12 protein-coding genes are annotated in these 12,995 nt (G+C 60.5%); 6 read left to right on the forward strand and 6 right to left on the reverse strand.

Annotated features, from left to right (window positions below):
- The first annotated feature begins 20 nt into the window (after positions 1-20).
- On the forward strand, positions 21-581 hold the full coding sequence (locus AB7E19_RS19470; protein ID WP_104452089.1) for a cysteine hydrolase family protein: 561 nt from the start codon (positions 21-23) through the stop codon (positions 579-581).
- A 54-nt stretch (positions 582-635) separates the two neighbouring features.
- Here the strand turns inward: AB7E19_RS19470 and AB7E19_RS19475 are convergent, their stop codons facing one another.
- Positions 636-1,214 (reverse strand): DNA-3-methyladenine glycosylase I, encoded by a 579-nt coding sequence (locus tag AB7E19_RS19475; RefSeq protein WP_052814731.1) that lies wholly within the window; start codon positions 1,212-1,214, stop codon positions 636-638.
- A 187-nt stretch (positions 1,215-1,401) separates the two neighbouring features.
- On the opposite strand from AB7E19_RS19475, the gene glyQ reads away from it, so the two are divergent.
- Both glyQ and glyS read left to right on the forward strand, forming a co-directional pair.
- Complete coding sequence (gene glyQ, locus AB7E19_RS19480; protein WP_010672400.1) at positions 1,402-2,331, forward strand: glycine--tRNA ligase subunit alpha; 930 nt, start codon at positions 1,402-1,404, stop codon at positions 2,329-2,331.
- Positions 2,332-2,340: 9 nt separating this feature from the next.
- Positions 2,341-4,410: a glycine--tRNA ligase subunit beta gene (gene glyS / locus AB7E19_RS19485; RefSeq protein ID WP_040069876.1), complete on the forward strand. Its 2,070-nt coding sequence runs from the start codon at positions 2,341-2,343 to the stop codon at positions 4,408-4,410.
- A gap of 68 nt (positions 4,411-4,478) precedes the next feature.
- On the opposite strand, the gene AB7E19_RS19490 is transcribed toward glyS, so the two are convergent.
- Positions 4,479-5,378 (reverse strand): hypothetical protein, encoded by a 900-nt coding sequence (locus AB7E19_RS19490; RefSeq protein ID WP_427936301.1) that lies wholly within the window; start codon positions 5,376-5,378, stop codon positions 4,479-4,481.
- A 472-nt stretch (positions 5,379-5,850) separates the two neighbouring features.
- Here AB7E19_RS19490 and AB7E19_RS19495 point away from each other — a divergent pair, with 472 nt between their 5' ends.
- The 3 genes from AB7E19_RS19495 to AB7E19_RS19505 all read left to right on the forward strand — a co-directional run bounded on the left by AB7E19_RS19495 (position 5,851) and on the right by AB7E19_RS19505 (position 8,286).
- Positions 5,851-6,615, forward strand: a complete 765-nt coding sequence (locus AB7E19_RS19495) for an EAL domain-containing protein (RefSeq protein WP_427936303.1) — start codon at positions 5,851-5,853, stop codon at positions 6,613-6,615.
- 154 nt (positions 6,616-6,769) lie between these two features.
- Positions 6,770-7,543, forward strand: coding sequence for a hypothetical protein (locus tag AB7E19_RS19500; RefSeq protein ID WP_322131796.1), 774 nt, complete (start codon positions 6,770-6,772; stop codon positions 7,541-7,543).
- Between the two features lie 338 nt (positions 7,544-7,881).
- Entirely contained in the window at positions 7,882-8,286 is a 405-nt protein-coding gene (locus tag AB7E19_RS19505; RefSeq protein ID WP_322131795.1) for a g-type lysozyme inhibitor, read from the forward strand.
- 93 nt (positions 8,287-8,379) lie between these two features.
- On the opposite strand, the gene AB7E19_RS19510 is transcribed toward AB7E19_RS19505, so the two are convergent.
- The 4 genes from AB7E19_RS19510 to tnaC all read right to left on the reverse strand — a co-directional run bounded on the left by AB7E19_RS19510 (position 8,380) and on the right by tnaC (position 12,837).
- Positions 8,380-9,600 (reverse strand): aromatic amino acid transporter, encoded by a 1,221-nt coding sequence (locus tag AB7E19_RS19510; protein WP_322131794.1) that lies wholly within the window; start codon positions 9,598-9,600, stop codon positions 8,380-8,382.
- A gap of 198 nt (positions 9,601-9,798) precedes the next feature.
- Positions 9,799-11,013, reverse strand: coding sequence for an aromatic amino acid transporter (locus AB7E19_RS19515; protein WP_253583859.1), 1,215 nt, complete (start codon positions 11,011-11,013; stop codon positions 9,799-9,801).
- A 70-nt stretch (positions 11,014-11,083) separates the two neighbouring features.
- Entirely contained in the window at positions 11,084-12,550 is a 1,467-nt protein-coding gene (gene tnaA, locus AB7E19_RS19520) for a tryptophanase (RefSeq protein ID WP_010672391.1), read from the reverse strand.
- A gap of 203 nt (positions 12,551-12,753) precedes the next feature.
- The gene (gene tnaC, locus AB7E19_RS19525; protein ID WP_069652909.1) at positions 12,754-12,837 is read right to left on the reverse strand and encodes a tryptophanase leader peptide; all 84 of its coding nucleotides are present in this window, start codon (positions 12,835-12,837) and stop codon (positions 12,754-12,756) included.
- Positions 12,838-12,995: the final 158 nt, after the last annotated feature.

The following is a 12,995-nucleotide window of genomic DNA, read 5'->3' on the forward strand; positions in this document are numbered from 1 at the left end:
TTTCTCACGGAGCCATGACCATGTCGTCCCTTTCCCGCCCCGCGCTGCTCATCATCGACATCCAGGTGGGCCTCCTTCACGGCCCGGAAGCCCCCCATGCCGGGGCCGAGACCCTGGCCAACATCAATCGCCTGAGCCAGGCGGCCCGCAGTGCCGCTCTCCCCGTGCTGGCGGTGCGTCACACGGGCCCGGCCGGCAGCCCCATCGCCGCCGGCAGCCCGTTCTGGCAGCTTGCGCCTGAGCTGGTCGTCGGCGAGGCCGATCGGGTGTTCGACAAGCAGCGCCCCAGCGCCTTCCATGGCACCGGCCTCGATGGCTGGCTGAAAGAGGACGGCGTGCAGACCCTGATCATCACCGGCATGAAGACCCAGTACTGCATCGACACCACCTGCCGGGCGGCGGCAGATCTCGGCTACACAGTGGTGCTGGTGAGCGATGCCCACACCTGCATGGACACGCCGCAACTGACCGCCCCCCAGATCATCGCCCATCACAACGCCACCCTGGCCGGCCCCTTCGTGCGGCTGATGAGCAGCGACGAGGTGTGCGAGGCGCTCGGCCGCCCCCTTGAGCCCTGCTGATTCTGAGCAAAAAAGAAGGGAGGCTTGAGCCTCCCTTCTTCGTGCATTTCCCCTTCACGTCGCCGCTGCTTGCTGGCACTCGGCGTGGCAAGGGCAGGTCACCAGATGATCGTTCACCATGCCCACCGCCTGCATGAAGGCGTAGCAGATGGTGCTGCCGACGAAGGTGAAGCCGCGCTTCTTCAGCGCCTTGGACATGGCATCCGACTCCGGTGAGGTCGCCGGAATGTCGCCGTTGCCCTGACGCTGGTTGACGATGGGGGCGCCGCCCACGAAGCCCCACAGATAATCGACGAAGTCGATGCCTTCCGCCTCCAGCGCCAGATAGGCGCGGGCATTTTTGATGATCGATTGCACCTTGAGCCGGTTGCGGATGATGCCGCTGTCCTGCATCAGCCGTTCCACATCCTGCTCGTCGAACTGCACGATGCGCACCGGATCAAAATCCGCATAGGCGCGATGGTAGCTCTCGGTGCGCTTGAGGATGGTGATCCACGACAGCCCCGCCTGTTGACCATCGAGGCAGAGCTTGGCAAACAACTCGCGGGCGTCATACACCGGCCTGCCCCACTGCTTGTCATGGTATTCGATGTATTCCGGGTCTCTGGTCACCCAGGCGCAACGCAGTTCCATTTCCTCTCCCCTGTTTTTCATCGGCCATCGGCAGGCCGCTTGTGTCGGCGACATCATAGGGCAAGCGGCAACATAGCCCCACTAATCCCCTGTAATTTCGCCTATTATCCGACCATGCCAGACGGTATACTCCCTCGGTTCACATTCAGCAAATCTTGCTCTGATTTCATTTCGCGCGAAAAACACTATGCAAAAATTCGATGTCAAAACCTTTCAGGGCCTGATCCTGCAGTTGCAGGACTATTGGTCCCGCCAGGGCTGTACCATCATTCAGCCGCTGGATATGGAAGTGGGTGCCGGTACCTCCCACCCCATGACCTGCCTGCGCGCCCTGGGCCCGGAGCCCATCGCCTGCGCCTACGTACAACCGTCCCGCCGTCCGACTGACGGCCGCTACGGTGAAAACCCGAACCGCCTGCAGCACTACTACCAGTTCCAGGTGATCATCAAGCCCTCCCCCGACAACATTCAGGAACTCTATCTGGGCTCCCTGAAAGAGCTGGGCATGGATCCCGAGATCCATGACATCCGCTTCGTGGAAGACAACTGGGAAAACCCGACGCTGGGTGCCTGGGGTCTGGGCTGGGAAGTGTGGCTGAACGGCATGGAAGTGACCCAGTTCACCTACTTCCAGCAGGTTGGCGGCCTCGAATGCAAGCCGGTCACCGGCGAGATCACCTACGGTCTCGAGCGTCTGGCCATGTACATCCAGGGCGTCGACAGCGTCTACGACCTGGTCTGGTCTGACGGCCCCCTGGGCAAGACCACCTACGGCGACGTGTTCCACCAGAACGAAGTGGAGCAATCCACCTACAACTTCGAACACGCCGACGTGGAGTTCCTGTTCCACTGCTTCGAGCAGTACGAGAAGGAAGCCCAGAATCTGCTGGCACTGGAAAAACCGCTGCCGCTGCCTGCCTACGAGCGCATCCTCAAAGCCGCTCACTCCTTCAACCTGCTGGATGCCCGCAAGGCCATCTCGGTCACCGAGCGTCAGCGCTACATCCTGCGCATTCGCACCCTGACCAAGGCCGTGGCAGAGGCATACTACGCCTCCCGCGAAGCGCTGGGCTTCCCGATGTGCCAACGTGGCAGCAACGAGAACAAGCAAGGTTAAGGAACGGACATGGCACAACATACATTTCTGGTAGAGATCGGTACTGCTGAGCTGCCGCCCAAAGCCCTGCGCTCCCTGGCCGAAGCCTTTGCCGACAACTTCAAAGCCGAACTGACCAAGGCCGATCTGGCCTTCGGCGACGTCGAGTGGTTTGCTTCACCGCGCCGTCTGGCGCTGAAGGTGAGCGAGCTGGCTGGCGAACAGCCGAGCAAGAGCGTCGAGAAGCGCGGCCCGGCCGTGGCGCAGGCGTTCGATGCCGAAGGCAAGCCGACCAAGGCTGCCGAAGGCTGGGCCCGTGGCAACGGCATCACAGTTGAGCAGGCCGAGCGTCTGGTCACCGACAAGGGCGAGTGGCTGGTTCACACCGCCAAGGTTGAAGGTCGTCCGGCCAAAGAATTGCTGGGCGAGCTGGTTAGCCAAGCACTGGCCAAGCTGCCGATCCCGAAGATGATGCGCTGGGGCGACAAGACCATCCAGTTCGTGCGTCCGGTCTTCACCGTGACCCTGCTGCTGGATGGCGAGCTGGTTCCCGCCCACATTCTGGGTATCGACTCTGCCCGCACCATCCGCGGCCACCGCTTTATGGGCGAGAGCGAGTTCACCATCGACAACGCCAGCCAGTACCCGCAGATCCTGCAGGAGCGCGGCATGGTGATTGCCGACTTCATGGCGCGCAAGGCCAAGATCAAGGCTGACGTCGAAGCGGCCGCTGCCGCTTTCGGTGGCGTGGCCGATCTGGACGACGCCCTGCTGGAAGAAGTGACCGCCCTGGTCGAGTGGCCTGTGGTGCTGACCGCCAACTTCGAAGAGAAGTTCCTGGCCGTTCCGGCTGAGGCGCTGGTTCACACCATGAAGGGTGACCAGAAGTACTTCCCGGTCTACGACAAGAACGGCAAGCTGCTGCCGAAGTTCATCTTCGTCACCAACATCGAGTCCAAAGACCCGAGCCAGATCATCAGCGGCAACGAGAAGGTGGTTCGCCCCCGTCTCTCAGACGCCGAGTTCTTCTTCAAGACCGACCTCAAACAGACCCTAGCCTCCCGTCTGCCGCGCCTTGAAACCGTGCTGTTCCAGCAACAGCTGGGCACCGTCAAGGCCAAGGTCGAGCGCATCGAGACCGTCGCCGGCTTTATCGCCGAGCGCATCGGTGCCGATGTGGCTCAGGCCAAGCGTGCCGGTCTGCTCTCCAAGTGTGATCTGATGACCAACATGGTCGGCGAGTTCACCGACACCCAGGGTGTCATGGGGATGCACTACGCCCGTCACGATGGCGAAGACGAAGCGGTGGCCGTGGCCCTCAACGAGCAGTACATGCCGCGCTTTGCCGGTGATGCCCTGCCGTCCGGTCTGGTTGCCTGCGCCGTCGCGCTGGCCGACAAGTTCGACACCCTGGCCGGTATCTTCGGCATCGGCATGCTGCCGAAGGGTGACAAGGACCCGTTCGCTCTGCGTCGCGCCGCCATCGGTGCCCTGCGCATCATGACCGAGAAGCAGCTGGATCTGGATCTGGTTGAACTGGTTGAAGAAGCGGTACGCGTCTACGGCGACAAGCTGACCAACAAAACCGTCGTTACCGACGTGGTCGACTTTATGCTGGGCCGCTTCCGCGCCGCCTATCAGGACGAAGGCATCGGTGCCGACGTGGTGCTGGCCGTACTGGCCCGCCGCCCGACCCGTCCGCTCGACTTCGATCGTCGCGTCAAGGCCGTCAGCCACTTCCGCACGCTGGATGCCGCACTGGCACTGGCTGCCGCCAACAAGCGCGTGAGCAACATTCTGGCCAAGGTCGAAGGCGAACTGCCGACTGCCGTCAAACCGGAACTGCTGGTCGATGCCGCCGAGAAGGCGCTGGCCACCCAGGTTGCCGAACTGCAAGCAGAACTGGCCCCGCTGTTCGCTGCCGGTGACTATCAGGCTGCCCTCACCCGTCTGGCCGCCCTGCGCGAACCGGTCGATACCTTCTTCAACGAAGTCATGGTGATGGCCGACGACGAAGCCCTCAAGGCCAACCGTCTGGCACTGCTGAACAACCTGCGCAACCTGTTCCTGCAAGTCGCGGATATCTCCCTGCTGCAGTGATATTGGTTGGGTGGATTGATATTAAAAACGGCGCCGCGAGGCGCCGTTTTTATAAAAAACCATAAAATCTAAATAGCAGATGAATAATCTTTGAAGTTATTACCTACGAGGACATGCTCTAATACATTAAAGTCAACATGCTCATTAATCAATGGCGCATTAAGCAATCCAACTACATTCAACCAGCAAATTAATGCTGAGTATTTATCTACATGAAACTCAACAAGCTCTCGGTCCCCATAACTAGCTTTATATATGGATAACAAACGACCATAATTATTTAACTCAACATTTATTAATGAGGCACTTTGTTGTAAAAAGCTAGATATAAAACCATCTGGTATATTTGAGTCAGACACATTAAGATTTTTGTTATACTTCTTTCTCAAAGATAAAGTACCTAATGCTGCCAATACACTAATAAAACTTCCTTCTATATAAGCCTTCATTCTTGGCTCAAGTTCATTCAACTCAATGTATTGATTAGGATATAACTGCGGATTAGTATAAATTAAAACATCTAATCTTTCAGAAACTCTAGAAAGTAAGCTATGAACTTCCTCTAATTTCATTGTCGCCTTTTGTACATCTAATTGCTTCTTTTGATAGTAGACTGCAAACGCGGCGCCAAGAAATGTTAAGAAAGAAAAAGTAGTTCCTATTGTGCCACCAATAAAACCACCAAAATTCGACCACGCTTGATCAGATGTAGATAATGAATAGTGTGAGATTGGTGCAAATATATAGATATAGAGAAGTAACGGAGCACTAACCAAAACCAACACACACAACATGACAATAATGAAATTTCGCTTTCCCATAGACTTCGCTCCATATTTTGGCAATGCTAATAATAAAGCTACAGGCTTAATTAGCGAAGAATTATCACCTCGGTAGGTTCGATTAGCCGTCAGGCGTAATCGGACGTTCGCGTAAATTGATTCTCCCGTTCTCACGGCCAGCCGCATTGCACCCGCCCCTGACTCAAAGCAATAACCGAGACGAATGCACCTCGTCCGTCCGATTACACGGCGCTAATCGAACCTGCGGTGCGGTGGCTGGCGCTCTATGGCGGTTGCTCAAGATCGGCCAGTGGCCTTTGTGGGCCCTGATTAGGCCTATTTGTGCCATAGGAGCACACCGCGAGGAGGTATAAGCAAAAATATGTGCATTTTCCGCAATGCCATCGAATCAGCTTATACCGCTTGACCCGACCGGTTCGCGGGCAAGACGTGGCCTTGGAGGATGCCAGCGAGGCCAATCCCGGACAAACAGGCCCACAAGCGGCGGCACCTGACCCGCCATGGCCGCCTGTCGGGCACAACCTCTGATATGCCAGAAGACGGCCAGCCTATCCGGAGGAATAACCTCTGCTGGCGAGAGAGGAGCTGTTATCCTTTGAGGCAATCTCTCGCGACCCCCCGCCTTGAAAGGAACGTCATGGACATACCTGCCACCCCGTCCTCCCCCCTCTGCCAGCAGTGTCATGAGCAGGTGGATCTCGACTTCGATTTCACCATGGCCTTTCAGCCCATCGTCGATTGCAGCCAGCGCACCCTCTTCGGCTACGAGGCGCTGGTGCGGGGGCTCAACAACGAGTCGGCGCAGAGCGTGATCGACCGGGTCAACGACGACAACCGCTACCGCTTCGATCAGCTGTGCCGGATCAAGGCCATCGCGCTGGCAGCCCGCCTCGACATGCGGGGCATGCTGAGCATCAACTTCCTGCCCAACGCGGTCTATCGCCCGGAGCGCTGCATCCGCACCACGTTGCAGGCGGCCCGCGAGCATCTCTTTCCCATCGAGCAGATCATGTTCGAGTTCACCGAGGTGGAACAGGTGCAGGACAACCGCCATATTCGCGGCATCGTCGATCACTATCAGGCCCTGGGCTTCAAGACGGCGATCGACGACTTTGGCGCCGGTTACTCGGGCCTGAGCCTGCTGGCCGATTTTCGCCCCGACATCATCAAACTCGATATGCACCTGCTGCGCGGCATCGACCAGGACCCGATCCGTCAGGCCATCGTTCGCCACTGTCTGGCGCTGTTTACGGAGTTGCAGATCACCCCGCTGGCGGAAGGGGTCGAGACCCGCGACGAGATGGCCTGCCTGCGGGAGATGGGCGTCAGCCTGATGCAGGGCTATCTGTTTGCCCGCCCCGGCTTCGAAACCCTGCCCGAGGTGGATTTCGCCAGCCTGTGAGCGGCGCTGGCCATCTCCCTTGGTTGGCGTTCATTCGGGCAAGGCGGGACGGGAGGATATCCACGGGCGGACGGCAGAAAGCGCTGGACCGGGCAACCCCCTGGGCTAGGATGGGACTGTCACCCTTTGCAACCACCGCTCTGACAGGGACACCATGGCGCAGGTTTCAGGATACCGCTTCTTCGCTCTTTCACTGCTCTTGCTGCTGGCCTTCCAGGTATGGGGGGCGCAAGGCAGGGGCAACATCACACTGGTGAGCTCCCTTGAAACCAGGGAGTCCCCCTATGGTCGCTGGCTCCATCTCATCTATCGGGATGCGTTCGCCCGCCTGGGCTATGACTTCCAGTACCAGGGCTACCCCGGGGGACGGGCCCCCCTGCTGGCAGAGCAGGGACAGGTCGATGGCGAGATCCACCGCGCCGCCAGCTACCAGCAGCAGACCCGCACCCTCCAGCGCGTGCCCGAGCCCCATTTCGCCGTCTCCTATCAGGCCTATGCCCACCAGCCCGGGATCCAGCTGCAGGGGTGGCACAGCCTGCAGGGCACCGGTTATCGGGTCGAGTTTCGCCGTGGCGCCAAGCTGCCGGAGATGATGCTGGGCAAGGTGGTGGCACCGGACCGGCTCTTTGCCATCGCCACCGCCGAGCAGGGGATGGGCAAGCTGCTCAAGGGGCGCAGTGACCTCTATGTGGAGCAGACCCTGATTGCCAGCCAGACCCTGGCCGCCCTGACGCGCCAGGACCCGGGCTATGCCGGCATCTACTCCGCCGGGGTGATGGAGCTGGCCGATTCTTACGTCTATCTGCACGAACGGCATCAGGATCTGCTGGCCCCCCTTGCCAGCGTGATCCGGCAAATGAAGCAGGACGGCACGGTAGCGCGCTATGAGCAGCAGGCCATGGCGGCTGAGGGCACCAGCCAGCCATGACGTCCTCTTTTTCCGCAAGCCCTCCCGCGCCCTGACCATGCAGGAGACCCGGGGCGATCAATTCTGTCGCAGACTCATGGCCGCAGCGGGCACCCTGTTCGTCAACACCACGTTGACAAAAACGCCCCCTGTATCAGGGAACTCGCCATATAAACCCCCATCGACCTTGTGTTCATCTGGCTTGCGGCCAAAAGGCACCATGTCCGTCTGTGCATACCCCAAATCTTGCAACATCCCCCACTCCGACCGCCCCATCATTTCGATGGAGTCGCGTCATCGTTCCGGCATATCTTCCCCTCGAGGCCCGTGCCAGGGCCCGATCACAGGAGCAATAGATAATGAAAAAAGCAGTAACGGCCGCCTTGCTGGCCATGATGATGGCGGCCTCGGTTCAGGCGGCAGACAAGGTGACCACGGTGCCGGTGCACTTCGCCAAAGGCGCGCACAGCGCCAAGGTTGACGGTACCTTCTCCGGTTATGACACCATCAACTACACCCTGGTCGCCAAAGAAGGCCAGACCATGACGGTCGCCATCACCGGCAGCACCAATGCCAACTTCAACGTCTTCGCGCCGGGCGCCATCCCGGGTCAGGCCGAGGCACTGGGCGGCGGCAACGTGGACACAAAATGGCAAGGCACCCTGCCCAAGTCGGGCAAGTACCTGATCCAGGTCTACCAGATGCGCGCCACCGCCCGTAAAGGCGCCAAGGTCCCCCACTCCCTGTCGGTCGGCATTCAGTAACCGACGCCAATATTGCCTGTGTGACAAGCAAGAAGGAGCCCATGAGGCTCCTTCTTTGTCATTGTGTGCTGGCACTGCGGCCCGGGTAACGGCTCAGCCCTTGTAGGCGGGCAGCAGGTCCACCATGTTGAGCAGGTGGAAGGCGGCGGTCAGCACGCCGAACAGGATCACCAGGACGATCATGAAGAGGCCGCCGGGGGCGCGGAAGCCCTCGCCACCTTCTTCGCGCCGGGCCGCCCGCACCTTCCAGGCCAGCAGAGGCGGGATGATGCAGGTCCACAGGGTCGCTACGGCGCCCGCATAGCCGATGGCCACCAGGAAGCCGAACGGGAACAGCAAGGAGAGCACCAGGGGCGGCAGGAAGGTCACCGCCCAGGACTTGGCGCGGCCACCCCGGCTGTTGTCGAACTTGAACAGATCCGCCAGGTAGTCGAACACCCCGAGCCCCACCCCGATGAAGGAGGAGAGGATGGCCGCCATGGAGAAGGCGTTGAGGGCGCTGGCCACCGCCTTGGACTCGATCACCGAACCGAGGGCCTTGAGCAGGGCATCCACGTTGCCCCCCTCTGCGATCACCGAGCCGAACTCGCTGCGGGGCAGGTTGCCAAAGACGCTCACCAGCCAGATGAGGTAAAACGCGAGCGCGATCAGGGTGCCCCCCAGAATGGCGCGGCTGGCACGGCGCTCTTCACCGTAGTAGGCGCGCATGGAGGAGACCGAATGGTGGTAGCCGAACGAGGTGAGCGCCACCGGCAGCATCACCAGGGCATAGGGGGCGTAGCTCACTTCGCTGCCCACCCGGTCGAGCAGCAGATCGAGGCGCACGTTCATCGACAGGCCCGAGATGCCGAAGGCAAAGCTCAGCCCCATCAGGATCACCAGCAACACCGAGATGCGGTCCACCGCCCGGGTGGAGTGCCACACCAGCAGGGAGAAGGCCAGGGTAAAGAGCACGGACGCCCACTGGCTGCCCATCCCCGTCATGCCGTCGATGATGAGACCGGCCGAGGTGATGTAGGCATAGAGCAGGATGCCGCCGACGAAATAAACGCTCAGGTTGTTGAGGGCGTTGACCTTCTCCCCCAGCAGATCCCGGGTCACGGTATCGAAGGAGACGCGCAGGGGATAGCCCCGATAGGACTCCAGCAGCATCCAGCCGGAGACCGTCATCACCACCATGGTCAGTGCCACCGCGAGCATGGACCAGAGGGTCCAGGCGCCCGCCCCCGCACTCGGCAACCCCAGCATGCCGGCCCCCACACAGACGCCGGCAATGATGCATGCCCCGCCCACCAACGATGGTTTCTGTTCCATTACTCCCCCAAACGGATTGTCGACTGGTCACGGCACACCGCCGTGCTTCTCCTGCGTTCGCCACTGCTGGCGCCGGGGGACTTTACCCTGCATGCCTTCGGGTATCAAATCCGGAGGGGAAATGGGGGGAAACGGGCCGGATCCTGCGCCCCATCCGTGGAATATGTTCGGGATGGGGCCAGGTTCAGCACACCAGGGTCAGCCGGTGTAGACGGGCAGCAGACCCGCCATGGCCATCAGGTGGAAGATGGCGGTAAGCACCCCGAAGACGATGACGGCCACCACCATGGGCTGGCCGCCGGGGGCCTTGAACCCCGCCTCGTCCGGGGCCAGCTCCCGGGACTTCTTCGCCAGCAGGGCCGGGATGATGCAGGCCCAGACGGTCGCCGCAGCCCCGGCATAGCCGATGGCCACCACGAAGCCGAACGGGAACATCAGGGAGAGCGCCAGGGGGGGCAGGAAGGTCACCGCCCAGGATTTGGCCCGCCCCCGGCGGCTGTTGTCGAACCGGAACAGATCCGCCAGATAGTCGAACACCCCGAGCCCCACCCCGATGAAGGAGGAGAGGATGGCCGCCATGGAGAAGAGGTTGATGGCCTGGGAGACCTGCCTGGACTCTATCACCGAGGCCAGCGCCCCGAGCAGCACATCCACGTCGCCCCCCTTGGCGATGACGGGGCCGAAGGCGGGACGAGGCAGGTTGCCGAAGATGCTGAGCAGCCACAGCAGATAGAGCGCCAGGGCGATCAGGGTGCCCCCCAGGATCGCCTGCCTGGCTTTCTGCTCCTCGCCGTAATAGGCGCGCATCGATGCCACAGAGTGGTGGTAGCCAAACGAGGTGAGCGCCACCGGCAACATGGCCAGGGCGTAAGGGGCGCGGCCCAGCTCCTCGGCAAAGGAGTTGAACAGCTTGGCGGTGTCGACCTTGCTGGCAAGCCCGGAGACCCCGAACACGAAGCTCAGCACCATAAAGACGATCAGGACGACCGAAATCCTGTCCACCGCCCGGGTCGAATGCCAGACGAACCAGGAGAACACCAGCACGAACAACACCGAGGCCAGCTGGCTATCGATGCCCAGCAGGCCGCCCAGGATGAGACCCGACGAGGTGATGTAGGCATAGAGCAAAATGCCGCCCACGAAATAGACGGTGAGGTTGTTGAAGAGATTGATCCTGTGACCGAGCAGGTCCTTGGTCACCGAGTTGAAGGAGGCGGTCAATGCGTAGGGTTTCAGGGCTTCCAGCAGCATCCAGCCTGAAACCGTCATGACGACCATGGTAAGAATGATGGCGAGGGTTGACCAGCTGGTCCAGGCCCCGGCTCCCGCGCTCGGCAGCCCCAGCATGCCGGCACCGACACAGACGCTGGCAATGATGCAGGCCCCTCCGATGACGGACGGTGTTGATGTCATGTGTGTCACTCCAAATCTTTCACAGAGCAGTGAAAAAAAAGGGCACAGAAAAATCTGTGCCCCTGACTCGTTATGCTTCTATCAATTTTTTCTGCGTCTTGCCGGCTGACGGGTCGTTATGCTCGACCTCTTTCAGTCTGGCGGTGAAGTGACGCAGCACGGCCGGCTCGTAAATGAAGTCCAGCCCCTTCACCCGGTGGGCGTTCTTCTTCACCTCGCCGAAGGCCTCGATGACAAAGTCCATGTGGGTCTGGGTATAGGTGGCACGGGGGATGGTCAGGCGCAGCAGCTCCGCCGGGCAGGGGTGCTGCTTGCCGGTGGCGGGGTCGCGCCCCAGCAGCAGGGAACCTATCTCCACCGCGCGGATGCCGGCGACCTTGTAGAGCTCGCAGGCCAGGGCGTGGGCCGGGAACTGATCCGCCGGGATGTGGGGCAGCAGCTTGCCCGCATCCACGAAGGCCGCATGGCCCCCCGCCTGCTGGCACACCACGCCGATGGCCTCCAGCCCGTCCACCAGGTACTGCACCTGGCCGATGCGATAGGCCAGCCAGTCCTGGCGCATGCCGTCCCGCAGGCCCACCGCCAGACGCTCCATGGCGCCCCCTTCCAGGCCGCCATAGGTCGGGAAGCCCTCCTGCACCACGCACAGGGTGCGGCACTCGGTGTAGACGTCCAGCATGCTGTCATCCTTGAAGCACAGCAGCCCCCCCATCTGCACCATGGCATCCTTCTTCGCCGACATGGCGAGGCCGTCCGCGTACTTGTAGGACTCTCTGGTGATCTCCTCGATGGTCCAGTTCGCGTAGCCGGGCTCCCGCTGCTGGATGAAGTAGGCGTTCTCGGCGAAGCGGGCGGAGTCCATGATGACGGGGATGTCGTACTTTCTGGCGATCTCGTACACCGCCTTCAGGTTGGCAATGGAGACCGGCTGCCCCCCGGCGGAGTTGCAGGTGATGGTGCTGACGATGTAGGGCACGTTGGCGGGGCCCGCCTCCAGGATGGCCTCTTCCAGCTTCACCAGATCGAAGTTGCCTTTGAAGTCGGCGGTGACCGAGGTATCGAACGCCTCCCTGGTGTAGACGTTCTTCGCCACGCAGCAGTTGATCTGGGTGTGGCCCTGGGTGGTGTCGAAGAAGTAGTTGGAGAGGGCCACCATCTTCTTGCGATCCAGCCCCTTCTCCTGCTCCCGCTTCTTGATGAGCACGGGGATGTAAATCTGCTCGGCGCCGCGCCCCTGGTGAGTGGGGATGGTCAGGGAGTAGCCGAAGATCTCCTGCACCGCCTGTTGCAGGGCATAGTAGCTGCGGCTGCCGCTGTAGGCCTCGTCACCGCGCAGCATGGCGGCCTGCATGTCCTGGGTGATGGCGCCGGTGCCACTGTCGGTCAGCAGGTCGATGAAGACGTCTTCGCTGTCCAGCAGGAAGGGGTTCATGCCCGCCCGGACAATGGCCTCTTCCCGATAGGCACGGGTGGTGCGCTTGACCGGCTCGATGACACGAATACGGAAGGGTTCGGGCAGATGCTTGAAGTTTTCCATAATATAAACACCCCAGATTTAAATATTCAAAATGAGTCTCTTCCCCCGCCGAAAATAGAATGTCCGGCAGGTGGGAAATATTGTGAAATGGGTGCACGACATCGCCTCGCCAGAATAAACAGGCGAAGACAGGTGCAGCTATTTCAGTTCAGGAATGGAGGCGGGCTCGTGGCATGGCAGGCATGCCGCGCCACCGCGGGGAATTACAGCGGGAAGAAGAACGCGATCTTATGGTCCAGGGTAAACCACTTGGGATAGCTGACCTTGATATTCATGTTGTTGCTCATCCAATTGATATTAACAACGCCAAATAACAGCACCCATTATGGTGGGGAGCGCTATATGATCAATTGCAATATGAGCAAAGTGGGATGGCGCTAACAATTTGGCGGGGGATTTTTATACAGCTTATTATCGCCAATCCGAAAGATCCCCCCATCATCCA

This window comes from Aeromonas sp. (assembly GCF_050252055.1).
Classification (GTDB): domain Bacteria; phylum Pseudomonadota; class Gammaproteobacteria; order Enterobacterales; family Aeromonadaceae; genus Aeromonas; species Aeromonas caviae.